Genomic DNA, 24,293 nt, shown 5'->3' with positions numbered 1-24,293 from the left:
GGTTTACGCTTCAACCTGATTGCAGGTATCTATAACTATGAACTTAACCTTTCAGAATGACTTTTGCAAGAGGTCTAATGGTTCATAGAAAGCTTTTGCTCAAGGGCAGCTAAGCGCATATTATCAAAAGACAACGCCACAACAAGGCGCTGCACACCGACACCCTACAGCGCCGCCGTTCGTGCCTCACTCTGGCGCTTCCAGGTGCGGGTGAGCTTGGGCGTTAGGCTGCATTATTCCAATGAATTAGCAGGCACAAGAGATTCCAAAAACTGCAAGAATACACAAAATAGTCAACTGTTATGGCTAAAAAATGACTGGGATGGACTCAACGTTGATAATTTCAAAAGGTTTTGGACTATGAGCAGCTTAATTAAGAAGAAGCATTTTAGATACTTTCTTTTATTTTCCTCTCCCATTTTTACGGGTATTGTTATTGTTTTCAATCCTGATAGAGCTATGGGTGATATTTTAAAGCGGGGTGAAATAAGTTTAGAACTAGCTCAGGCTCCAAATACCTCTACTACAAACAGAGCTATCTGTAATTCGGATAATAAAACTATTGAGGGACTACTTAAGAAAAGGATTGTAATCATTAGTCAACCTATAAATGATGATTTGGCAAGGACGGTTGTAGCTCAATTGCTTTACCTAGATTCTCAAGCACCAGGAAAAGATATTTATCTATACATAAATTCCCCTGGGGGTTCAGTAGCATCGGGTATGGCTATATATGATACTATGCAATCCCTTCGCTCCGATGTTGTAACAGTCGGTATGGGTCTGTCGGCTTCTATGGGAAGTCTACTGTTGGCTGGAGGTACAAAGGGAAAACGTTTTGCCTTACGTCACTCGCGAATTATGATTCATCAACCTTTTGCAGCTGTTCAGGGGCAGGCCAGAGATATTAAAAATCAGGAAAAAGAAATTCTCCATTTGAAAAGACAACTCACTCAGCTATTAGCAAATCTTACTGGTCAACCCTTGCAGCGAATCCTAGTCGATACCGCTCAAGATTTTTTCATGTCTGCCCAGGAAGCTAAGGCGTATGGGATTATTGATAAAGTAGTAGATAAACTACCTTTAAGCTGTCAAACATAGTCTCACTCAGCTCAAAGCCCCTAACACTTTCAATGTAGCTTTTTGAGCGTTCGTCAATTCCGTTATACCTTGAATATTCATGCCTTCATACAGCCGATCGCCCATCAACGTCCTAATACAACATCCGGTTGCGACATCCCACAGCTTAATCGTGCGATCGAGGCCGCCACTTAATAAAATTTGACGGTCAGCGCTAAAGATGAAAGTGTTGGGCGAAGCGAACCGTAGGGTTCGATCGCACTCAACCCAACTTAAAATTTAGAAAGCAAAGTAATTAATCCGAAAGTATAAGCCTTTTTCCTGCAAAGTTCGATCGCCCGATCGAGCATTGATCAAAGGAATACCGTAGTCTAAACGCACATTCAACCGATCGCCCATCTGCCAAACCAGCCCCAAACCCGCACCCAGCAGTTTATCCGACTCAGGATTCGCCTTTTCCTCCGACTGGTTCCACCCTACCCCAAAATCGATAAACGGAGCGACTTGCAACAATCCTTGGACTTCCGGGACACGCCAAACCGGAATTCGCACTTCAGCAGATGCGATCGCACCGCTATCAGTTAACAGCAAATCTTGGCGGTATCCGCGCACGCTTTGAACGCCACCGATCCCAATTTGTTCGAGGGAAAGCAGAGGGCGATCGGCTAATTGAATATCGGAACGCACTATCAGCAAGGTTTCTGGCGCTAGCAGCCGCACGTACTGGGCTTGTCCGCGCCACGCCAAAAAGCGGCTGTCGGGCCCGCTATCGTTCGCAGTAGCGCCGAACAAATTAGTGCCGAGGGAGAATTGCGATCGCGCCGCGAACACTTGGTTGGAACTCCGCTGCACGTATTCTTGAAAAAAACGCACAGCCGAAACCCGCGTTTCGCCACGATCGTTTGCTCCCGCCGAAAGCGCAAATCGTTCCCCTGACAGGAATGTATCGCTTTCTTGTCGCGAAAAACTCAGTCCCAAAGCCAAAGTGCGATCGGGCTTTTCGACAATCGGCTGGCGGTAAGTTAACTCGTAAGTCCGCGATTTCCCCTCAATTTCAGCAGCATCAAACGGTTCCTCGATGATGTTGGTGCTAGCAGCACTCGCAGCGAACCCAATCGTGCCGTTGCGCGCGTTGACGGGGACTGTGTAGCTGCCGTTGAATTCATTGCTGCCGTCGGTGTTAGCATAAGATACCTCTAATCCGTCGCCCAAACCGAGCAAATTTGCTTGATTGATGCGAACACCGCGCCGAAAACTGCCGACGCTGGGCGATCGGTTGTTGTCTGCGAACACTTCACCGTTAAAGCTGTCTGCTTCTTTTACCCGCACTTCTAAACGGCTGTTTTCCGGGCGGCTTCCGGCTTGCAATTCGGCAGAAATATTGGCAATTAAGGGGTCGAGTTGCAGCAATTGCAAGGCTTCTAGCAGACGATCGCGATTCAGAGGGCGTCTGGTGGCGCGCTCAAGGCGCGATCGCACGTAATTGGAATTTAAGCGCCTGTTTCCTGTAATCACAATTTCATCTAATCCGCCTTCTACAATCCGAATTTTCACCACACCTCCGTCTCTCGGAAAGCTTTGGTTGGCGAGAATTACAGCGCCGGAATTGAGGTATCCTGCCGCTACATATTTTTGAGTGACGGCTGCTTCGGCTGCGATCAGTTCGGCAAAGGTGATTTCCCGGCCCGCAAACTGTTGTGTAACTTCTGCGAGTTCGCGATCGCTAAAAGCTGTGTTGCCCTCAAATTCAAAGCCAGCGACCTTAATTGTACCTGGAATACCTGGTCTAATTTCGCTTTCAACGGGCGTTGGCTGGGTGGGTTGGAGGGGAGACGGCGCAGGCGGTTGCGGCGGCTCAGGAGCTGGTAATTCGGGTTCTCGCGGCAGAATTGGGTTGGGCAGTTGGGCCAGATGCGAGGCTCGATCGATACCCAAATCAATTTTTTGTCGGTCAATATTTTCTTCTAGCTTTTGATCTGAGTTAAAAAGCTCGGTTTCTTGAGTTTTTGTGCTGAAAGTGCGATCGGTCTGAGACGTTGCACCATTGTCAATAAGCCTTTTACGGGCGGGCAGGATGCCCACCCCACAAGAAAACTCACTCCCTGTGGAACAGGCATCTTGCCTGTTCTTGAGAATGCTGTAAGATGTCACATCGACTGAATTTGCCGCAGACGGCGGTAAGTCGGGAGTTTCCGCCGCCACCGATCGTTCTGACTCTGTGGGTAACTGCGTTTCCTCGTCTTTTATCGGCAAGTCTTCGCCTTTGTCAAAAGTGGTATCGTTGGGGGCTAATGCTCGATCGCCTCCGCTGCTGACTGCTGCCAAATCCTCAACATTTGAGGTCAAAATTTCAACGGTGCTAGCGGATGTTTTCGCTGGTTTTGCCAACAAAACTAACCCAAAAAAGCCAGCGAATAAAAATAGTTTTTGCGAGCGACAAGCCATAGAATCTAATTATCTCGAATAATTGGGTGAAAATATTTTCCGCAATAGAGCACCCTCAAGTAAAAATCAATCTTAACAGCAAAAAAACGAAACAGCCGTCGCAGCTAACAGTTTCGGCGACGCTACAAACCAAAAGGTCGATCGACGGCTGTTCATTTCCCAAGACTTACACACCAACCGGGTTCTTATCCGAAAAAATATCGTGTAAGTCGATGGTAAACGGTAAAAAAAACCAAATTTTTTTGTTGCAAAACCTACGCTTTCATGCTAACGCAGCGACCAGAACACTCCTGCACGCCAGGGTAAACCAGAAACCGGGTTGTGTCCGAAAAGACTCGCTACAACTGAGATATGGCACCCTTCTCAATAATCTTTTTAGGAACAGGCAAGATGCCTGTTCCACAAGAGATGAATTTTCTTATGAAACAGGCATCTTGCCTGTTATTAATAATAGTGCAAGATATGAGTTACAGCCTGCAGAGCCACTAAAAAACCCGGTTTCTTTGATTTTGGTGCATCATACCAAATCCGACTTTAATACCCCCTTTATTATTGAGTCCGCGTCTACCCACATCCTGTGCGTAGACGCCGTTTCAACTGCCAAGCCTAATAAAGGGGATTTGTAACTTTAAATTATGCAGAGCGGCCCGCACTAGCCGCAGCACCCATTTGAGCCCCGTCAGTCAATCCCACCAACTTAGCACTCAACTCCCACATCCGCTCGCCTTTTTCATCATCGCGGGCCTGGGGAGAAACCTTTTGCACAAAAGACTTACCATCTTTTTTCTGGCGGTTCCCCCAACTCCAATAAGCCCCAGATTGCTTGTATTCGGGATCAGCAACCACCATCGCCAGCCTTTCCCCCGCCAACTCCTGCGACACATAACCGCCGGTGATATTCTTCTGAAACAGCGGGAACAGCTTCTGAAACAAAGGATAGTGGTTGCGGAACAGCGGCGTATCCGCAACGCATCCCGGATACAGCGAAGTGAAAGTAATCCCCGTGGATTCGTGAAAGCGGCGGTGCAATTCCCGCATCGTCAGCACGTTGCAAACTTTGCTATCTTTGTAAGCCTTGACCGGTTCAAACTTCTTGCCGTCAGCCATCGAAATCGGGTCTTTGAAACCCGCTTCAAAACCCTCAAACTTGCCCAAATCCGGGCGCGGCGGAATCTTCCCGCCCAACTCGTCTGGATTGTGAGTCACGGTTCCCAAAATCACGATTCTCGCATCGGAATAATAGGAAGGCTTCATATTTTCCATCATCAGGTTGCACAGCAGGAAATGACCCAGGTGATTGGTAGTCATCGTCAACTCATAACCCTCCGGGCTCCGCAGCGGTTCCTTAATCAAAGGCATATAAATGGCCGCGTTACACACCAAAGCGTCCAGAGGCCTGCCGCTGGCCTTAAATGCGCGAGCAAACCGGCGCACGCTCTCCAAATCGCCCAAGTCAATCTCCATGATGGAGAAACTGCCTTCAGGTATGCCCAACTCGCGGGCGGCGTCTCCGGCTTTTCGCACGTCCCGACAGGCCATGACTACGTGCCATCCCTTGTCTGCGAGAGCTTTCGCGCCGTACAAACCGACGCCGGAGGAAGCGCCGGTGATGATAACCGTTGATTTGTGATTTTGTGCCATCTTGTTAAAAGCGCTTCCGCTATTGATTATTTTCAGGCACTCAAACGCTGAGCTAGCAGCTTGGATGTTTGGAAGTACCCTATGGTTATTAGGATATGGGGAAACGTTCTCGATCTCAACTGGGAGTCTCTCACTTTTGCAGCCAAGCCCAAAATTGGAGGCAGGAGACTACGAGGCAGGAGGCAGAAGGCAGAAAGCAGGAGGCAGGAGGCAGAAGAAGTGTTTTTATAAGTAGGAGATGCTTGCTCTCAACGGGCGATGAAAATTAAATATGGCTCCAAATCCGACTTTTCTTTTGAGAAATTAACCATAAATCTTTTAGGGGCGGGTTCACCATTATCTATGATGCACATACTCGGTATTTATTGATAAACCCGCCCCAACCAAATTAACTAAGAAATAGCTGCTGGTTCCTGATAGGTAGGGAAATCGATATAACCTTCAGATCCAAAAGAATACCAGACGCCGACTTCAGCAGGCGGATTGAGTGGCCAACCATTAGTAAAACGCTCTACCAAGTCAGGATTGCTGATAAAATCCCGACCAAAAGCAATTAAATCCGCAACTTGGCTGCTCAGGGCCGTTTCAGCCTGTTCTTGAGTATATCCGCAGTTGCCGACGAGCGGCCCTGCAAACACATCGCGAAACTCTCCTATCATCATCGGCGTTCCCAATTCATGAAAGCCAAAAGCCAAACCGTCCACCAAGTGAAGGTAAGCTAAATCATAGGCATTTAACTGCCCTGCGAAATACAGAAAATCTTCGCGATAACTGGGAGAACCCATATCATTGAAAACACCGTTGGGAGAAAGTCTAACTCCCACTTTGTTTGCCGGAAATACTGTGATAATCGCCTCGACAATTTCCTTGAGAAAACGGTAGCGATTTTCAACTGTGCCGCCATAGGAATCAGTGCGGTGATTGGTTTTGGTTTGCAGGAATGTGTCAATGAGATAGCCGTTTGCCGCGTGAATTTCTACACCGTCAAAACCTGCCATTTTGGCTCGTTCGGCCGCCTTGCGATAATCTTCTACAACCAGGGAGATTTCATCGGTTTCTAGAGCGCGGGGGGTTTCATAGGGTTGTTTGCCCACAGGGGTATGAATGCCTTCTCCGTTTATTTTGATGGCAGAGGCTGCAACTGGCAATTGATTGTTTTGATGAAAACTGCTGTGGGAAGCTCGTCCGCAGTGCCAAAGCTGCATGAAAATCGGCGTTTGGTGGGCATGAACCGCAGTCACAACTTGTTTCCAAGCTTCGCCTTGCTCGTCTGAATAAATACCGGGCGTATTGAGCCAACCATTAGCTTGAGTAGAAACGACTGTGGCTTCTGTAATGATTAATCCAGCGGAGGCTCGCTGAGTGTAATACTCTGCCATCAAGGCGTTGGGCATCCGCGCTTCACCGGCTCTGGCTCTCGTTAGTGGTGCCATGACTACCCGATTTTTTAAGGGTAAATCTCCGATTTTGAAGGGACTGAGTAGGAGTGGAGAAGTTGTTTGATTGGTCATAATTTTGGTATTTTTTCAACTGAATAATCTGGGAAATCACATATAGCAACTGCCCGTGTTAGGTTCCCAGGTGCAATACATCCAAGGGTGGCCAAAATGTAAGCAATCAAACTCATCAAGATGTTTGCGAATTTGACTTTTTAGCCAAGACTCTTCTTTGTTCAATTTTGTTAAACTCTGGAGAGTATGGCGGTAAATATAATAGTCTACACCCTGCTGTTTGAATCAATTCCTGAATCCGACCACTTTTATCAAATGTGAGATTATCTATGACCACCACCTGTGCTGTGACAAGTGTTGGAAGTAAACTTGTTGCTAGCCCAAGAGATGAGTAAGGAGATGGATAGCTGGGAGGTTTCCATCCCTGATAGGGTTTTTCCAGTTTTGTCCGTACCGCTGTTGGCATCAAGATGGATAGCTGGGAGGTTTCCATCCCTGATAGGGTTTTAGGTTGTTTCCGGCTTTATATAACGTAGTTATAAATAGCATCATCCGAGCCTTGTAAAAGTTTCAATCCCTGATAGGGTTTTAGGTTGTTTCCGGCATTCGATGTTCCTAGGTGTTTATGGTACTGAGTGGTTTCAATCCCTGATAGGGTTTTAGGTTGTTTCCGGCGATTATTGGCTTGGGGACTCTGTAAGTTTTTGCTGGGTTTCAATCCCTGATAGGGTTTTAGGTTGTTTCCGGCTTTATCGACTTTCAATTTACTCCAACAGTTGCTAAGTTTCAATCCCTGATAGGGTTTTAGGTTGTTTCCGGCCTCCAAACGTTCTTATCCAACGGCTTGGGGAAGTCGTGTTTCAATCCCTGATAGGGTTTTAGGTTGTTTCCGGCCTAAATAATTATGCCAACTTCGGCGCGATACCCTGTTTCAATCCCTGATAGGGTTTTAGGTTGTTTCCGGCATGGGGATGGGAGCAAAAAGGATTTTTATCAACGTTTCAATCCCTGATAGGGTTTTAGGTTGTTTCCGGCCTAACTGGGTGCAGCAGTGTTTCTAAAAATCTTCCGGTTTCAATCCCTGATAGGGTTTTAGGTTGTTTCCGGCTCTGATGGATTGTACTTATCCAGCAAGCTTGACGGGTTTCAATCCCTGATAGGGTTTTAGGTTGTTTCCGGCGAAGGTGGCGAAGGCTGAGGAATTTGAGGCACTGAGTTTCAATCCCTGATAGGGTTTTAGGTTGTTTCCGGCATGTACTCGAAAGGCCACGTCAGCGGGTTCAGTCCGTTTCAATCCCTGATAGGGTTTTAGGTTGTTTCCGGCCCTTGAAAGCTTCTTCGTGTTCCATCAAGTAGATCAAGCCGTTGTTTCAATCCCTGATAGGGTTTTAGGTTGTTTCCGGCCTTTCCCCGCTTTGGTTTTGGCGTTTTTAAGCTTGGCAGTTTCAATCCCTGATAGGGTTTTAGGTTGTTTCCGGCTTTTCTTTCAAATTTGCTCCATTGGCCAGGGTGTGTTTCAATCCCTGATAGGGTTTTAGGTTGTTTCCGGCCGGTCCAATGAGCGGCGGAATTATGGCTGTGGATTTTGTTTCAATCCCTGATAGGGTTTTAGGTTGTTTCCGGCGTTCTGTAAATTTCGGTAATGCAAATGGTGAGAGTGATGTTTCAATCCCTGATAGGGTTTTAGGTTGTTTCCGGCCTGTCGCCGATGACTCCAATGTGGAAAGGTAATCGTTTCAATCCCTGATAGGGTTTTAGGTTGTTTCCGGCATGCAGGCAATCGTTAATAATCTACAGTTGGCACAAGTTTCAATCCCTGATAGGGTTTTAGGTTGTTTCCGGCTTGATTTATTGCCACACCAATAACTAAACTGGTCGCGAGTCGTTTCAATCCCTGATAGGGTTTTAGGTTGTTTCCGGCGGTAGCTGCTACGGTTATCGGCTGGTGTGAAGAAGGGTTTCAATCCCTGATAGGGTTTTAGGTTGTTTCCGGCTCAGCAGCGCGGTTTTCTGCTTTCTCTAAGCCGAGTTTCAATCCCTGATAGGGTTTTAGGTTGTTTCCGGCGCAAAAACTATTTAGACAATCGGAGGAATATCAGTGTTTCAATCCCTGATAGGGTTTTAGGTTGTTTCCGGCACGATTCTAAGTCCGCTTAACACTCTTCAATGCGTGTTTCAATCCCTGATAGGGTTTTAGGTTGTTTCCGGCCCATCTACATAGAAGCAAACAACAAAGCAGAAGGTTTCAATCCCTGATAGGGTTTTAGGTTGTTTCCGGCGAGGATCTGTTTCATCCAGCCAAAATCCTGGATTCTGGGTTTCAATCCCTGATAGGGTTTTAGGTTGTTTCCGGCGTCAATGAGATCGAAGACTTGCAGCGACTTTTAAGTTTCAATCCCTGATAGGGTTTTAGGTTGTTTCCGGCACCCCCCGACATTGGCGATATGCCCAAAACAACAAAGTTTCAATCCCTGATAGGGTTTTAGGTTGTTTCCGGCTTTACGTATGCTCAACAATTCGGATTCGTATCCAGTTTCAATCCCTGATAGGGTTTTAGGTTGTTTCCGGCCACCCCCGATCGTTGATCCCGCAGAACTCGATCCGTTTCAATCCCTGATAGGGTTTTAGGTTGTTTCCGGCGAGTCAGGCTCCACACTTCAAGAATCTACCACCGCGTTTCAATCCCTGATAGGGTTTTAGGTTGTTTCCGGCGAGGTCGCAGACCGTAAGCCGCCAGCATCCCGAAGTTTCAATCCCTGATAGGGTTTTAGGTTGTTTCCGGCTAGGCATTTTCTGCCTTTGTCCCAGTCGTAAATAGGTTTCAATCCCTGATAGGGTTTTAGGTTGTTTCCGGCTTGCTCGGTGCCGCCAAAAAATCTGGATTGATTCGCGGGTATGTTTCAATCCCTGATAGGGTTTTAGGTTGTTTCCGGCGCGTATCGATGCCCGAAAGTGCGATCGCTTTCTGAAGTTTCAATCCCTGATAGGGTTTTAGGTTGTTTCCGGCTGGTAAGTACACCAAGTGTAGACAGGAGGGGGGGGTGCTGTAGTTTCAATCCCTGATAGGGTTTTAGGTTGTTTCCGGCTCCAAAAGCGATCGCTCAAAATCACCACGAGCAGGTTTCAATCCCTGATAGGGTTTTAGGTTGTTTCCGGCGGGTAAGCGTAGAATTTAAATTGGTGGAGCTTCAGTTTCAATCCCTGATAGGGTTTTAGGTTGTTTCCGGCTTATTTCCAGTAAAAGACACTTGTGCAACAGTTGAAAGTTTCAATCCCTGATAGGGTTTTAGGTTGTTTCCGGCTCAAAACAAGCTAATAAAGCTGTTCCCAAAGTTGGTTTCAATCCCTGATAGGGTTTTAGGTTGTTTCCGGCTCAAGGTACTTTTTTTTTCAGCCTCATTTTCGCCTGCTGTTTCAATCCCTGATAGGGTTTTAGGTTGTTTCCGGCATAGTAGAGTACATTCACAAATGAGCAAGAGAGAAGTTTCAATCCCTGATAGGGTTTTAGGTTGTTTCCGGCTCTGGTTAAGCCCTGCTTCTTCCATAAGTATTTGTGTTTCAATCCCTGATAGGGTTTTAGGTTGTTTCCGGCGATTGGTGCTACTTTGTGGCCAATTGTTGCTGTTTTAATGTTTCAATCCCTGATAGGGTTTTAGGTTGTTTCCGGCAAGTACCAGAAATAGGTGTAACTTCTTGAATGCCCGTTTCAATCCCTGATAGGGTTTTAGGTTGTTTCCGGCTTCAACGTGCAACTGCCCTTCTCCGTGTGCATTTGTTTCAATCCCTGATAGGGTTTTAGGTTGTTTCCGGCCAAAATGATCGTCTGCGGTAAAAGCTTGAAATTGTTGTTTCAATCCCTGATAGGGTTTTAGGTTGTTTCCGGCGTGCAGCGAGTTTCCCAAATGGTCTCTGTGCCTGGTTTCAATCCCTGATAGGGTTTTAGGTTGTTTCCGGCATTGCTGCACCCGCCGAAATCGAATCAGGGGCAATTGTTTCAATCCCTGATAGGGTTTTAGGTTGTTTCCGGCCTTTAGAGAACGCTGAAACTGCCGCACAAAAAGCGTTTCAATCCCTGATAGGGTTTTAGGTTGTTTCCGGCGCTCAACCCCTGCATTCACCCAGCTTGGTTTATTTGTTTCAATCCCTGATAGGGTTTTAGGTTGTTTCCGGCATAAAGCCGTAGCCAAAAAAGCTCTAGAAAGAAGTTTCAATCCCTGATAGGGTTTTAGGTTGTTTCCGGCGGATCTACGTTATTCCCAACGCTTTTCACAAAGTTGTTTCAATCCCTGATAGGGTTTTAGGTTGTTTCCGGCTCTATTTGTTTGTAGGCAGAGTCAAGTGCTTTGTTCGTTTCAATCCCTGATAGGGTTTTAGGTTGTTTCCGGCCTTGAGCAAATGCTAATATAGGTTCTTTGGCAATGTTTCAATCCCTGATAGGGTTTTAGGTTGTTTCCGGCTAGAATCGTTACGGCGTATGGCTTGTGTGACACAAGAAGATAGTTTCAATCCCTGATAGGGTTTTAGGTTGTTTCCGGCAATTCAATTGCCTGCTGCTTTTGGCTGATAGCCAATGTTTCAATCCCTGATAGGGTTTTAGGTTGTTTCCGGCCTTAGTCAGTCAAAATCATGGACTCCAACATTGAAGGTTTCAATCCCTGATAGGGTTTTAGGTTGTTTCCGGCATATCAATGTCTTCGTCGGTTCCTGTTAATTCGTTTCAATCCCTGATAGGGTTTTAGGTTGTTTCCGGCTTTCCCTAATAGTTTCTTGCCATCGCTACTTTCGTTTCAATCCCTGATAGGGTTTTAGGTTGTTTCCGGCCATTGCCCCTACGGGCGACAAAAGACTTAAAAAGTTTCAATCCCTGATAGGGTTTTAGGTTGTTTCCGGCGTGAAGTTTGAAGCGCGAGAGCGGAAATTAATTGGTTTCAATCCCTGATAGGGTTTTAGGTTGTTTCCGGCAGTAGACTTCCAAGGCACGCGAATGATGCAATGTGTAGTTTCAATCCCTGATAGGGTTTTAGGTTGTTTCCGGCTTGATAGATTTTATGTACCTAGACGCGGTGAGGTAGTTTCAATCCCTGATAGGGTTTTAGGTTGTTTCCGGCTTTAAAAAATCAACCCACTAAACTAACATTATGCGTTTCAATCCCTGATAGGGTTTTAGGTTGTTTCCGGCTCGGGAATGAAGATGAACCTTGCTGGTACGATAAGTTTCAATCCCTGATAGGGTTTTAGGTTGTTTCCGGCAGGATTGCGATTTGGCGTAGTGTGAGTTCGTATTGTGAGTTTCAATCCCTGATAGGGTTTTAGGTTGTTTCCGGCCCACGCTCTAAGCTTCTAAATTCTGCTTTGGGAGGGTTTCAATCCCTGATAGGGTTTTAGGTTGTTTCCGGCCCCCGTCCCTCAAAATCTCTTTTTGAAGATTAATTACTGTTTCAATCCCTGATAGGGTTTTAGGTTGTTTCCGGCGCGATCGCAGTTCCCGGACTCGTGCCGGACTTGCAGCGGTTTCAATCCCTGATAGGGTTTTAGGTTGTTTCCGGCCCGAGTGCAGAAGTTAAGCGTAGAAAAAGGCGTAGTTTCAATCCCTGATAGGGTTTTAGGTTGTTTCCGGCAGGTGTGGCTGCTTTGTCAGGTTTATGAGGTGGTGGGTTTCAATCCCTGATAGGGTTTTAGGTTGTTTCCGGCGCTAACCTTAGTTCTCCCAATAAAGGGGTTAGTTTTTGTTTCAATCCCTGATAGGGTTTTAGGTTGTTTCCGGCCCAGTAGTCATCGTCATTGTCAAATTCCCCAGAGAGTTTCAATCCCTGATAGGGTTTTAGGTTGTTTCCGGCGATATTTTTCATTTTTGGATTTGGGTAAAGTAAGTTTCAATCCCTGATAGGGTTTTAGGTTGTTTCCGGCTTAACTGGGCTGGGGCGTGGCACTTCTATTCGTATTGTTTCAATCCCTGATAGGGTTTTAGGTTGTTTCCGGCAAAGGGGAGGTTTTTACACATTAAAATTTCGGCGTTTCAATCCCTGATAGGGTTTTAGGTTGTTTCCGGCGTGTAGCTAATGCGATTGGCATGATTCAAGCCATTGTTTCAATCCCTGATAGGGTTTTAGGTTGTTTCCGGCGGGTTACCGCAAAGACCTGCTAGGGTGGCATTCTAAAGTTCAAGTTAGTTTCAATCCCTGATAGGGTTTTAGGTTGTTTCCGGCGACAAAACCCGAAGTGAGTTGGGTTGCCAAATTTTGTTTCAATCCCTGATAGGGTTTTAGGTTGTTTCCGGCGCTTGAACTTGAGTGTACTGCTGTTTCCGTTAAAGTTTCAATCCCTGATAGGGTTTTAGGTTGTTTCCGGCTTAAAATTGCTTTTTTGGTTGATCAGATTAATGTGTTTCAATCCCTGATAGGGTTTTAGGTTGTTTCCGGCTCGCGAACGTTTGAATGCCGAATTAGAAGAGTTAATCGGTTTCAATCCCTGATAGGGTTTTAGGTTGTTTCCGGCGAGAGTTATCAATCATATTTCTTGTGGTTGGGAATAAGTTTCAATCCCTGATAGGGTTTTAGGTTGTTTCCGGCGCGACCGAGCGTATCGGAGCTGATCCGAGCGATCGCCGTTTCAATCCCTGATAGGGTTTTAGGTTGTTTCCGGCCGGTTCAAAAATCTTGCTTGGCGATATCTTGTATGCCGTTTCAATCCCTGATAGGGTTTTAGGTTGTTTCCGGCTAGGCGGTATGCCTATCATTTGGCTCAAATATTACCAAGTTTCAATCCCTGATAGGGTTTTAGGTTGTTTCCGGCTTAAGGCTTAATCTTTTGCTGATTCAATTCATCGTTTCAATCCCTGATAGGGTTTTAGGTTGTTTCCGGCTGATATATGCGCGCCGTAACTTGTGGCTGAGTATTTGTTTCAATCCCTGATAGGGTTTTAGGTTGTTTCCGGCTTCCTGAGCGTGTCGCGCATCCAGTCAGCATGATCGTTTCAATCCCTGATAGGGTTTTAGGTTGTTTCCGGCTCATTCCGAGGGCCGAGCGTAATTCCCTGTCAGAGCAGTTTCAATCCCTGATAGGGTTTTAGGTTGTTTCCGGCCTAGGATTGAGGCGTCAGATTGCGCCCAATCGGTATTGTTTCAATCCCTGATAGGGTTTTAGGTTGTTTCCGGCCCGGCTGGCTTTCGAGGTAGCTTTCCGTGGCTTCCACAAAGTTTCAATCCCTGATAGGGTTTTAGGTTGTTTCCGGCGGGAAATATTTGGCGGAACCCTAGGGTTCCGCAAGTTTCAATCCCTGATAGGGTTTTAGGTTGTTTCCGGCATAAAGGCGATCGCACTTGGCAATTCTTTTGCACTGTTTCAATCCCTGATAGGGTTTTAGGTTGTTTCCGGCAGAACAGACTAAATATTTGCAAGAATTTGCAGGGTTTCAATCCCTGATAGGGTTTTAGGTTGTTTCCGGCCGCAGCAGTCGCGGTGGCCGCAGCCTGAGAGAATCCGGTTGTTTCAATCCCTGATAGGGTTTTAGGTTGTTTCCGGCAAATTTATCGAAGATTCATAATTATGATGCCACAATAGTTTCAATCCCTGATAGGGTTTTAGGTTGTTTCCGGCTCTGGTGACTGGCTTGCCTGAAATTTCAGCGAAATAGTCAACGTTTCAATCCCTGATAGGGTTTTAGGTTGTTTCCGGCGTTATAGAGAAAATTAGAGACCTATAGGTTTCTAGCTCGTTTCAATCCCTGATAGGGTTTTAGGTTGTTTCCGGCCCGCGAGCTTGAACAAGAGTCCGAGCAAGAATCCGTTTCAATCCCTGATAGGGTTTTAGGTTGTTTCCGGCTCCCAGTGAAGCAATAGGTTTGCAGTGGAAAAATATTGTTTCAATCCCTGATAGGGTTTTAGGTTGTTTCCGGCGAATCATTCGCTCTCCCTCGGCATGGGTTGAACTGTAGTTTCAATCCCTGATAGGGTTTTAGGTTGTTTCCGGCCCAAACAATATTGTTATGCTTCTCGACTTACCTCAAGGTTTCAATCCCTGATAGGGTTTTAGGTTGTTTCCGGCGTGGCCAATTTCTCGCCGGTATTTCCGCAGCAGGAAGTTTCAATCCCTGATAGGGTTTTAGGTTGTTTCCGGCTTAAAATCTGCTGGCTCAATGCTTGGCGATGCTGGCGTTTCAATCCCTGATAGGGTTTTAGGTTGTTTCCGGCCTGTGCGCGTTAGTTTCGGTCCCGGTGGAACTTTTGTTTCAATCCCTGATAGGGTTTTAGGTTGTTTCCGGCGACTTTGTGAAAATACCGCCAAACGTTACGACGTGGTTTCAATCCCTGATAGGGTTTTAGGTTGTTTCCGGCCTAGACCACGATGATTTATTGCATCCTGATGCTCTGTGGTTTCAATCCCTGATAGGGTTTTAGGTTGTTTCCGGCGGTTCATGGTTTGCCTCCGCTTGCAGCGCATCGTTTCAATCCCTGATAGGGTTTTAGGTTGTTTCCGGCTTTACTCAGAAAAAATACACTCGATTTGAAAAATAATTGTTTCAATCCCTGATAGGGTTTTAGGTTGTTTCCGGCTTATGGGCGCAACTGCACTGAGCACTGGTTGGTTGCGTTTCAATCCCTGATAGGGTTTTAGGTTGTTTCCGGCCGGTTGGACTTCAATAGTTGAGCGTGTTTTGTTGTCGTTTCAATCCCTGATAGGGTTTTAGGTTGTTTCCGGCTTTGTTTTTAGTTTGGTTGTTGCGGTTCTGTTCAGCCTGTTTCAATCCCTGATAGGGTTTTAGGTTGTTTCCGGCTGCAAAGCTAGCTCTAGATTGCATAAATGTTTAATGTTTCAATCCCTGATAGGGTTTTAGGTTGTTTCCGGCGCTGCATCTAATCCGATCGTGAGCTCAGTTAGAGTAGTTTCAATCCCTGATAGGGTTTTAGGTTGTTTCCGGCGTTTGATTGTTGAATTGTTTCATCGATTCGGGCGTTAGTTTCAATCCCTGATAGGGTTTTAGGTTGTTTCCGGCCTTTCTCTGTTGTAAACCGGAATAACAACGGAAACTTTTGGGTTTCAATCCCTGATAGGGTTTTAGGTTGTTTCCGGCTTTAACCTGGAAAGTGTTTATATCTTTTGCATCATGTTTCAATCCCTGATAGGGTTTTAGGTTGTTTCCGGCGCATTAAGTCACTAATTCCATTCACCCGTATTCAGGTTTCAATCCCTGATAGGGTTTTAGGTTGTTTCCGGCCCTTACTCAAACCACTCCCGCTACTTGCCTTTTCGTGTTTCAATCCCTGATAGGGTTTTAGGTTGTTTCCGGCGTATGAAGCTTATAAATTAGGAGAAATCTCAGAAGATGTTTCAATCCCTGATAGGGTTTTAGGTTGTTTCCGGCCCTTCTATGGTGTTTACGTGCCATCTATTGAGCCAGGTTTCAATCCCTGATAGGGTTTTAGGTTGTTTCCGGCATTTTTACTGTGCGCCTATTGGTAGCTGTAGTTCCGTTTCAATCCCTGATAGGGTTTTAGGTTGTTTCCGGCTTCACGGTAAATACATAGGTAAAAAATCATGCAAAGTTTCAATCCCTGATAGGGTTTTAGGTTGTTTCCGGCTTTTGCCCGATTATGGATACTATCTATGCTGCTACTTAGTTTCAATCCCTGATAGGGTTTTAGGTTGTTTCCGGCCCCCCTTGATTAGCACGTACTCAACTCGTTCGTTCCATCCAGTTTCAATCCCTGATAGGGTTTTAGGTTGTTTCCGGCAATTCGGCATAAAAAGGCAACTGACACGATAAGACGTTTCAATCCCTGATAGGGTTTTAGGTTGTTTCCGGCCGCCTGGGTCTGGGAGGCTTGAAATATAAGGTTTTCAAGGTTCAGTTGCGTCTGACTGCAATCAATATACCGTTTCAGCGATCGCCCCGTCAAGGGGGCAAAAATCAAATAGACCTCAAACTCTCTCCCAGTAAAGCTTTCAGCATTTGCGTCTGACCCGCATGAGGTACAAACCACCGCAAACCCAGTCCTGGTAAAGCTCTTGGCCATTAAAATTCCCCCCCTCCGTTCTACACCTACAGCCAGACGCAAAATCACACCATAAAAATCGTAGTATCGATCGGTGCCCGGCCGCCAATCCGCTCGATCTTGCCCTGACAGCAAGCACACAAAGAATGAAACAGGATGCTGTCTTCTTCTGACTTAATCACCCTATTCAGACGTTGGCGCATCCGGGCATACTGAGTATCCGTCACCTCGCAATGAAACACCGAATACTGCTTCCATTCCCCATAAGACTTGAGAATCTGGTGAATCTTAGTGCGGCGCTTGTCCTCTGATATATCGTAGCAAACCAAAACAAACATAACTTAATTGCCTCCCTATTTCAGAATCAAAGGTGGATACTTATCAACTTCACCCATCAAATACTTAGCCATCAACCGCCCTTGAATTTCAAACGCTTCTTGATAAGTACACAACTTTCCCATCACAGGATGCTTAAACGTTGACTGCTTCTTTTCTTCGTAAAGTCGCAAAAAATTGTGCAGCGCTTCTTTTGTCAAAGAAACCGCCCCACTCAACGGTTCTGCCGTAAAATCGCTAGGGGAAACTTTCTGCAAATTGATCGCCGTCAACACTACAGCATCAACTACCAAAGGTCGAAATTCTTCCATCAAATCCAGCGCTAAGGAAGGACGCCCATAGCGCTCAAAATGCAAATATCCCAAATACGGATCGAATCCCACAATATTCACCGCACTTTGAACATCGTGCCGCAGCAGAGAATATCCCAAACTTAACAGAGAGTTTACCGGATCTGTAGGCGGACGGCGGCGGCGAACTTCAAAGCTAAATTCCGGCACGCGAATCAGCCGATTGAAGCAGCCAAAATAAGTCGCACTACCCGCCCCCTCTAATCCTCGCAGAGAATTAATATTGGAAGTTTTATCAATAGAGGCGATGACTTGTTTCAATTGGGCGATGGGCTTCTCAAATTCCTGGGGAGAATATTTGCGCTGACATTCTAACAAAGTATTGCGGTAATTCTTGAGTTTTCCCCGTACAAACCCCCTAACTAAATGCACCGCCTGTTCCGATTCCCCAGCCGCTTGCCACTGAGCTTTTCGCACAAAGATATTTTTCGTCATCTCCGGTTCCAACCTCCCCAAATAACGTCCGTTTACTGTCAAAAAACTCAAAGGAATGTGACGTTCCAACAGTTCCACAACCACAGCCGGCGAAACTGTAGCCCGTCCCAATGCAACAACGCCATCAATCTTAATTAATGGCACGTCCAAGAGATTTTTTTGATCGGCTTTAACCGTCAGACGTTCATCCACTTTGCCAATAAAAGCATCTTCTTGAGTAATGTAAACTGTTCCCATTGTGAAATCTCCTGTTTGCAGATTAACTTGCTTCTTGATAGCGGTTGACTTTGGCGGCAGCTTGGGGCAGACATTGGGGAAAAAGACTGCATCCCTTACACCGAGAGGTGTAAACTGGTAAAGGGATATTTCCCGATCGCCAAAGAGCACCGACTTTTTCAATAGTTGCGATCGCATCCTGTCTCAAACCCTCAGAAATCTCGACTAATTGCCGCTGATGCGACTGCGCGTAATACACATATCCAGTTGCAATAGTTTTCCCCGTCATCTCCTCTAAACAAAGCGCTTGGGCGCAAACCTGCAACTCGTCGTTATCCCATTCCCCCTTCCGGCCGCGCTTGTATTCCACCGGATAAATCTCACCCTCTGCCGACTCAATCAAATCCGATTTCCCAATCAGTTTGTAGCGCTCAGATTTCAGCCAAATCGCCCGAACCTGCCAAGTTTCATCGCGATTAATCTCGCCCATCGTGTGAACGCGATCGTGCAAACTTGTCCCTTCAATGGTATACTGATTATCCGTGAATTCTCCCGCACAAGACATCCGCCAGCAGCGGTGAGGACAGTAAGAATACTGGTTGAGAGTTGCGATCGAAATGTAATCAAAATCGTTCATAATTTTGATGGTTTGTAGTAAATTAGTAATTGAAATTAGCAACAGGCAAGATGCCTGTTCCACAAGAGTTTAGTGTTATTGTGGGGTGGGCATCTTGCCCGCCCTGGAAACCCGGAATCTTGCCCGCCCTCAAAATCCCTTTAACTCTTATTAACAACAATCCGCCGAGTCATTCCCATCCCCATCGGAGTTTTCCTCCCCACCCCGCAGTAAACAGCAAAATCAGCCAAAGCATTAATTTGCTTAATCGCTAAAGGCTCCACATCTCCCAAAATCCGATAACTAACCTCCCCAACCATGCCGACAAAATCGCTTTGATAGTTAGTCAATCTTTCACTTTTGATATTGACAAATGTCGAAAAAAGTGCATCGAACGACTGCTCGGGAATTGCGATCGGGCTGTACTTATTCCAGCGACTGAGGAGACTGTTAAAAACGCAGTCTCTAGTAGGAATCACCGAATCAAATTTTCCCTGTCGAAAGGTAGTAGGAGTCGCAAAACTGAAGGCAATTAAGCGATTAGTTTCGGAAGCGCGATCGTACAATTGAGAGTAATCGCAAGCATTAGCCCAAGGCTGATCTACTTGGGGCGTTCCGAGAATCTTAGTAATCATCAAATCAGCGGGGCCCAAATGCCACGGCTTCGAGGGATTGAGATTCAGCCAAAGATTAGTTAATTTGCCGAATAGAGCGTCATCAAGCAGAGTAATCCGCCACCAACAGAGGGTATGTTCTGGAATCGGTTCTGTGTGTTCCCATTGCAGGAAATGGTGTTTTTTGAAAGGGCATTTTTTAGTTTGCAAAGGGCTGAGGGTGAAGGATTTTTGGGCGGTGGCATCGTGGAGGCGATCGCCGAGTTTTTTGTCAACCGAGCTCACGAGGGTAAGGAAGAGGGCGTGCAGGTGTCTTCCGGTGAGGTATCCGGGGGGAATTGGGGCCAGGGGGAGGATGTTGAGGACTAGGCTGTGCGGCATAATTTAAACTACCCAGAATTCTTGATTGTCAGGACATCTTAAGGTAATGCCAGCGGAGGCGATCGCCAAAATCCCCGATAAACTCGGGAAAAATGTAAATGGCTTGGCAGCGAAGCTATCTTTGACTGTAATCGAATAGGATTCGATTCCTTGTTTTTTGAGTTGGCAAATTGCCCAGCTATTTTTGCGGTGTTCTCGGACGATAACACCGGGCATTAGAGACAGTGAAAGTTGGGAAATTAGCGCTGTGGGACGCACGATATTGCTGCCCCTCGTCCGCGCAATCGTACAATTTTTGAAGGCATACACTTTGCAAAGAGAGTTGTTAGTAAATTCTTCTAAATCAGGAACTTGCAAAGTGAATTCGAGTACGTAGGTTTGGGAGGCACGATCGGTAAGAACAATCCCATTTTCATCTGAGGTAAATTCAAAAAATCTCAGCAGGTGAATCGGATCGAGATTGGTTTCGCCGACTTCATCGAGTAAAAAGTTTTTGGGGTCATAAATTTTGACATTTTCAAACAAACTTTCTCGAAATTTGAAAACGGGAGACCAAACCGTTTTCCAGAAAATCGCAAACTCTTTGAGTTTGGCGGCTGACTTCTCATATTGACGAAAGTCTTTCTCTATCTCATCCATCGTAAGTTGTTTACGATTGAGAATATCGGGATGTTGGCACTCCAGAAACTTTTCTATAAACTGCTTTCTAAAACAAGGAGGCTGTTTAAACAGAACTTCAACAAAAGACCACTCATTTTTGCGTCGAGGTTTCAGTGGGGCTAGGGCAAGTCTCTCTGCCGTCCTAATTAAAGTCATTCGGTATTTATAGTCGTTCCAACGGCGAGAACCACCTAATATTTTTTGAAGTGTATAATAGAGTTCGTGAACGCAACTTTCTTCCTCTAAATTGTGTAGGCTATCTTCAAGTTCTAGTAGGGGTCTAGCAATTTCCAAAAAAGCTTCGGAACGCCAGTAAATTTCGAGAAAGGGACGCTTCATGCAGTCTAGACTTTCTAACATTTCCGTCAGGGATTTGCGTCCACCGCTACAGTCAAGTTGTTCGATGCCTTGTTCCCAAGCGCGATCGGGCAAATAGGCGATCGCCTCTGAAGGGATTTCTGTTTGCGTTTTCCCTAAAACCCGTCCGACACGTCCGATGCGTTGCCAGAATGAAAAGCGATCGCGCGTTGAAAAAATCAACCAATCGAGATTTTGACGGGGTGGCGGATTATCGCGATCGAAGTTGAAGCCGACATCGACGGTACTGGTAGCTAGAATCACTTGTTTTTGGGCAGCCAGCGCGCGTTTTTCCTTCGGTGTATCCCCCGTAATCCGCCCGCAGAAATCGGCAAATCCCCGATCGCACAATTGGTTATAAATGCGCCCTAGGGTATCTTTGGCATCAAGAATGACCGCCCCATTTTGGTCTGGATTTTCTTTGAGTCGCCGCAGAACTTCTTGCACAATTTCTGCGATCGTAGTTTCTTTATCAACCTGCTTGCGAATTTCTAGATTTACTTCTGTTTGAGAAGGACGTAGATAACTAATTTGACTTTTGCCATCGATTCGAGCAATTTTTACCCCATTTTTTCCTAACACATTTAGGGCTTCTTCACAAGCAGGTTCGGGCGTTGCCGTCAAGAGAACTATTTTTCGATTGTACTGAAAGTAGCCAAACTCTTTAGATAAAGCGAGATAGAAAAACAAGCTAACTAATTGTTTGGCATCATAGAGGTGAAATTCATCGAAAATTACAGTGGAGAAACTGCTGTAAAATTCACTGGCAATATTTCCGCGATCCAGTGGATTGTATTGAAAAAATGCAGCGTAGTAGAAAATATCCGGGTTGGTCACCAGCAAAATAGGTCTACCGCCACCGCATTCGGGAAAAATAGTTGCAGGTTCGCGCAAAACATTATAGATTTTCTCGCCAGAACGTGTCCCAACGCGACCGTCTGGCCAGGAATGGACTTGTCTAGCAGAAGCAGCTTTTACGATATGAGGTAAACCAGCATCCCGAACAAATTTTTCGGCGGCTTCAGTTTGTTGGTCAATTAAGGCATTTGTTGGCGCGATATAGATAGCATTGCGCTGAGAGTTGTGCAGCAAAACACTCAATCCAGCTTTCGTTTTTCCCGTTCCCGTCGGTGCTAGGTCGAGAATGATATCATTATTTTTGGCAGATTCCCAAACATCGACTTGATGCTGCAAGGCTTGTCCCATAAATTCCAATGGTTGAGGCAATTGGGGACAGGCAGAAATGCTTGCTGGTTCGAGTTTAATTTTCAGATTATCCATTGTTATTTCCACCACAAAATTCAATGTTAGCTGGGAGAATGAAATTGCCGGCTTGCAGCGCCTCACCCCGAAACGAAAGATTTTTCAATAACGATGCGGGCGGCATCGAAATTAAGTCGAAAGCGAGGAGTTCAATATTTGGAGGTAAGTCGGCGGCGCTGAGATAAGTATTGCAGCGATAATCGCCCCTCGGAAGTTGCACAACATCGAGTTTTTTAACGATTTCAAGGCGGACTTTGCTGGTAAATTTGCCGACGCGAATGTATTCGGGCAATTCGCGATCGCCAAATACTAATGTCTGAAACCGATTTCCCCGTTCAATTACTCGCAATCGCCCGGTTTGCGGAAAATTACTAGGGCGATAGGTATTGGGTTTTTTCCCGGTTCTACTGAGGGGTAAATCTTCCCGCGCTGTTGCTACTCGGTTATTTGTCATGGCATACCAATAGGAGTCAGAAAGGGCGTTAAACCGCTCAAATCGGAACGATAAAGTGCCTTCAGTGGGCCAGGCGGGGAGGATGTAGCTATTACCGGAAAGGGGCGTTAAATCTTCTATATACCGAGGTCTGCTGGTATCTTGTCCGGTGAGGCGATAGGGCGATCGCGCCCAGCCTAAAGCATAGGCTAGTGCATAATTGCCGATCGCCCCTTCGGTATAGTAAGTATCGGACAATTCCCGCGAGGCAAAAAACACGGGTTCGGCACACCAAAGTTCGATTAAGCGTGCGGTGGAATGTGTCAAAATGGAGTTGGACGGGTTTAGAGTCATAAATTAAGAAGGATGGATTAAGAATATGGTTGCCAGTCAAAATCCAGGCTATATTTCTCCAGAAAAGTATCTGCAATTAGAGGAAACCAATTCAGTTAAACATGAATACAGGCAGGGCGATGTGTACGCAATGGCAGGGGCAAGTAATACTCATGTGCTAATTGCGGGAAATCTGTATGTGTTGCTGAGAAATCATCTGCGCGGACGAGGTTGTCTTCCATATATTTCTGATACAAAGGTTCGGGTCGAATCCATTAACACCTATTACTATCCAGATATTGCGGTTACTTGCGATCGTCGGGACAGAGAGTTTAGCAATTTTTTGCGCTATCCCTGTTTGATTGTGGAAGTTTTATCTGAGACAACAGAAGCATTCGATCGCGGGGACAAATTTGCAGATTACCGCAATTTAGAAACCCTGCAAGAATATGTCCTCATCAGCCAAACTCGCATCCAAGTCGATGTTTTTCGCCGCAACGAGTTCGGACAGTGGATTCTCTATCCGCATAGAGCAGGAGATACAATTCATCTAGCTAGTATTGACTTTTCTTGTGCGCTCGAGGATTTGTATGAAGATGTAGAGTTTTCTCCTGTTTCGTAATTGCAGGAAGGGCGAAAGGCTTTGGCCCTTCCTACAACCGCTATTCTTCTGATTTTTTACCCTTTCCTTTCTTCCCGCCTCCTTCACTCTTCACCTTCCGCCAAGGTGCATAGGATTCATCCAAGCGTTTGAGGAAGGTTTCTTGTTCTGGTAACGACCAATGGCGATCTACATCGGCAATCAGCGCGTCACATTCTGCTGGGGAAAGCTGCATCGAAATGCCTCGTTTATTTGTCCAAGTGCCGATTATTTCCTGAGTTGCATCTACTAAAGATGCGGTTTTTAAAGGATGTTCTAGGGCCGTATTTTGGGCTTTCAGCTTGTCATAAATTCCTTGTACCAATTCTAGGCAACTCGGCAGTTCGGCAATGCCGCCAAATACACCGAGAATTTGATTGTCCATGCGTCCGACGCGGCTGGAAACGGCACCGTAACGAGTCGTTAATAAAATGTTGCCGAGGGTGTAGCGCAGTTCGTCAGCGGTGACATCTTTGAGGGTGACAATATCGAGGAAGTGAACCCCAGGCTTGATGTATTCGCTGGTGTTGAGGGCCGTCGAAGCGTTACCTTTTTCATCGCGCATCGTTCCGGTTTCAAAGATAGCATTGATGGTGCGATCGGCAATTAGTTCTGTCGAATGCAACACGCTAAACGCATCCTCTGTCCACACCCTGCTTTTTTGCGCCCCTTCTCCCCCCGCTGCGAAGCCGTAGAGGAAGCAATCAACGCACATTTCACAAGGCGCATTGGTATTGAGAGCACAAATTGCATCAGTTTTTGGTGCAGTATAGAGAAGATTGTGCGATCGCAAAAACTCTCGTCCTTTCCGTCGTTCCGGTGCAACTTGTTTGCGTTTTGTCATTACCAACCGAGGAATAGATTCGGTATCTTCAATGCCAGCTTGCACGTATTCACTACACATCGGTTCGCCCGTTCCCTCTGTCCGAAAAATGGTTTCCGATTGCGTGGTACGAAGGACAACAATCCCAATGGTGCGGCCTTTGGGGAAGTTTTCGTAGCTGGGTGCGAGGAAGGGTTGCAATTTGGTGATCGACATTTTGTATTCTC

The 24,293-nt window shown here is 46.1% G+C and carries 15 protein-coding genes and 1 CRISPR repeat array; of the genes, 4 read left to right on the top strand and 11 right to left on the bottom strand.

Annotation, left to right across the window (positions count from 1 at the left end):
- Positions 1-360 precede the first annotated feature (360 nt).
- Both QUA10_RS00960 and QUA10_RS00955 read left to right on the top strand, forming a co-directional pair.
- On the top strand, positions 361-1,101 hold the full coding sequence (locus QUA10_RS00960; protein WP_333086138.1) for an ATP-dependent Clp protease proteolytic subunit: 741 nt from the start codon (positions 361-363) through the stop codon (positions 1,099-1,101).
- Positions 1,102-1,143: 42 nt separating this feature from the next.
- Complete coding sequence (locus tag QUA10_RS00955) at positions 1,144-1,275, top strand: hypothetical protein (RefSeq protein WP_333086137.1); 132 nt, start codon at positions 1,144-1,146, stop codon at positions 1,273-1,275.
- An 84-nt stretch (positions 1,276-1,359) separates the two neighbouring features.
- On the opposite strand, the gene QUA10_RS00950 is transcribed toward QUA10_RS00955, so the two are convergent.
- Positions 1,360-3,525: a ShlB/FhaC/HecB family hemolysin secretion/activation protein gene (locus tag QUA10_RS00950; RefSeq protein WP_333080746.1), complete on the bottom strand. Its 2,166-nt coding sequence runs from the start codon at positions 3,523-3,525 to the stop codon at positions 1,360-1,362.
- A gap of 26 nt (positions 3,526-3,551) precedes the next feature.
- On the opposite strand from QUA10_RS00950, the gene QUA10_RS00945 reads away from it, so the two are divergent.
- On the top strand, positions 3,552-4,151 hold the full coding sequence (locus QUA10_RS00945) for a hypothetical protein (RefSeq protein WP_333080745.1): 600 nt from the start codon (positions 3,552-3,554) through the stop codon (positions 4,149-4,151).
- 7 nt (positions 4,152-4,158) lie between these two features.
- On the opposite strand, the gene QUA10_RS00940 is transcribed toward QUA10_RS00945, so the two are convergent.
- The 9 genes from QUA10_RS00940 to cas5d all read right to left on the bottom strand — a co-directional run bounded on the left by QUA10_RS00940 (position 4,159) and on the right by cas5d (position 22,597).
- Positions 4,159-5,166: a protochlorophyllide reductase gene (locus QUA10_RS00940; RefSeq protein WP_333080744.1), complete on the bottom strand. Its 1,008-nt coding sequence runs from the start codon at positions 5,164-5,166 to the stop codon at positions 4,159-4,161.
- A 392-nt stretch (positions 5,167-5,558) separates the two neighbouring features.
- Positions 5,559-6,677: an alkene reductase gene (locus QUA10_RS00935; protein WP_333080743.1), complete on the bottom strand. Its 1,119-nt coding sequence runs from the start codon at positions 6,675-6,677 to the stop codon at positions 5,559-5,561.
- A gap of 115 nt (positions 6,678-6,792) precedes the next feature.
- Entirely contained in the window at positions 6,793-7,083 is a 291-nt protein-coding gene (locus tag QUA10_RS29045) for a transposase (protein WP_445243545.1), read from the bottom strand.
- Positions 7,084-7,102: 19 nt separating this feature from the next.
- A CRISPR array of direct repeats spans positions 7,103-16,420; the repeat unit is 37 nt; unit sequence GTTTCAATCCCTGATAGGGTTTTAGGTTGTTTCCGGC.
- Between the two features lie 254 nt (positions 16,421-16,674).
- Positions 16,675-16,947, bottom strand: a complete 273-nt coding sequence (cas2, locus tag QUA10_RS00925; RefSeq protein ID WP_333080741.1) for a CRISPR-associated endonuclease Cas2 — start codon at positions 16,945-16,947, stop codon at positions 16,675-16,677.
- Between the two features lie 15 nt (positions 16,948-16,962).
- A complete protein-coding gene (gene cas1d, locus QUA10_RS00920) occupies positions 16,963-17,967 on the bottom strand; it encodes a type I-D CRISPR-associated endonuclease Cas1d (protein ID WP_333080740.1) in 1,005 nt (334 codons plus the stop codon).
- Between the two features lie 22 nt (positions 17,968-17,989).
- A complete protein-coding gene (cas4, locus tag QUA10_RS00915) occupies positions 17,990-18,583 on the bottom strand; it encodes a CRISPR-associated protein Cas4 (protein ID WP_333080739.1) in 594 nt (197 codons plus the stop codon).
- Between the two features lie 140 nt (positions 18,584-18,723).
- Positions 18,724-19,557, bottom strand: coding sequence for a CRISPR-associated endoribonuclease Cas6 (gene cas6 / locus QUA10_RS00910; protein ID WP_333080738.1), 834 nt, complete (start codon positions 19,555-19,557; stop codon positions 18,724-18,726).
- Positions 19,558-19,560: 3 nt separating this feature from the next.
- Positions 19,561-21,855, bottom strand: a complete 2,295-nt coding sequence (gene cas3, locus QUA10_RS00905) for a type I-D CRISPR-associated helicase Cas3' (protein WP_333080737.1) — start codon at positions 21,853-21,855, stop codon at positions 19,561-19,563.
- Positions 21,848-22,597, bottom strand: coding sequence for a type I-D CRISPR-associated protein Cas5/Csc1 (cas5d, locus tag QUA10_RS00900; protein ID WP_333080736.1), 750 nt, complete (start codon positions 22,595-22,597; stop codon positions 21,848-21,850). The genes cas3 and cas5d overlap by 8 nt, the downstream gene beginning before the upstream one ends.
- Positions 22,598-22,649: 52 nt before the next feature.
- Between cas5d and QUA10_RS00895 the strand changes: the two genes are divergently transcribed.
- Positions 22,650-23,225: a Uma2 family endonuclease gene (locus tag QUA10_RS00895; protein WP_333080735.1), complete on the top strand. Its 576-nt coding sequence runs from the start codon at positions 22,650-22,652 to the stop codon at positions 23,223-23,225.
- A 40-nt stretch (positions 23,226-23,265) separates the two neighbouring features.
- On the opposite strand, the gene cas7d is transcribed toward QUA10_RS00895, so the two are convergent.
- Positions 23,266-24,282 (bottom strand): type I-D CRISPR-associated protein Cas7/Csc2, encoded by a 1,017-nt coding sequence (cas7d, locus tag QUA10_RS00890; protein WP_333080734.1) that lies wholly within the window; start codon positions 24,280-24,282, stop codon positions 23,266-23,268.
- Positions 24,283-24,293 lie beyond the last annotated feature (11 nt).

It is taken from the genome of Microcoleus sp. Pol8_D6 (genome assembly GCF_036700965.1).
Taxonomy (GTDB): Bacteria; Cyanobacteriota; Cyanobacteriia; order Cyanobacteriales; family Microcoleaceae; genus Microcoleus.
This window is presented reverse-complemented; position numbering and strand designations above follow the sequence as displayed.

Bases quoted from the DNA above. Each gene is read 5' to 3' on its own strand.
- QUA10_RS00960 (WP_333086138.1), top strand. From the start codon at position 361: ATGAGCAGCTTAATTAAGAAGAAGCATTTTAGATACTTTCTTTTATTT.
- QUA10_RS00950 (WP_333080746.1), bottom strand. From the start codon at position 3,525: ATGGCTTGTCGCTCGCAAAAACTATTTTTATTCGCTGGCTTTTTTGGG.
- QUA10_RS00940 (WP_333080744.1), bottom strand. From the start codon at position 5,166: ATGGCACAAAATCACAAATCAACGGTTATCATCACCGGCGCTTCCTCC.
- QUA10_RS00935 (WP_333080743.1), bottom strand. From the start codon at position 6,677: ATGACCAATCAAACAACTTCTCCACTCCTACTCAGTCCCTTCAAAATC.
- QUA10_RS29045 (WP_445243545.1), bottom strand. From the start codon at position 7,083: ATGCCAACAGCGGTACGGACAAAACTGGAAAAACCCTATCAGGGATGG.
- cas2 (WP_333080741.1), bottom strand. From the start codon at position 16,947: ATGTTTGTTTTGGTTTGCTACGATATATCAGAGGACAAGCGCCGCACT.
- cas1d (WP_333080740.1), bottom strand. From the start codon at position 17,967: ATGGGAACAGTTTACATTACTCAAGAAGATGCTTTTATTGGCAAAGTG.
- cas4 (WP_333080739.1), bottom strand. From the start codon at position 18,583: ATGAACGATTTTGATTACATTTCGATCGCAACTCTCAACCAGTATTCT.
- cas6 (WP_333080738.1), bottom strand. From the start codon at position 19,557: ATGCCGCACAGCCTAGTCCTCAACATCCTCCCCCTGGCCCCAATTCCC.
- cas3 (WP_333080737.1), bottom strand. From the start codon at position 21,855: ATGGATAATCTGAAAATTAAACTCGAACCAGCAAGCATTTCTGCCTGT.
- QUA10_RS00895 (WP_333080735.1), top strand. From the start codon at position 22,650: ATGGTTGCCAGTCAAAATCCAGGCTATATTTCTCCAGAAAAGTATCTG.
- cas7d (WP_333080734.1), bottom strand. From the start codon at position 24,282: ATGTCGATCACCAAATTGCAACCCTTCCTCGCACCCAGCTACGAAAAC.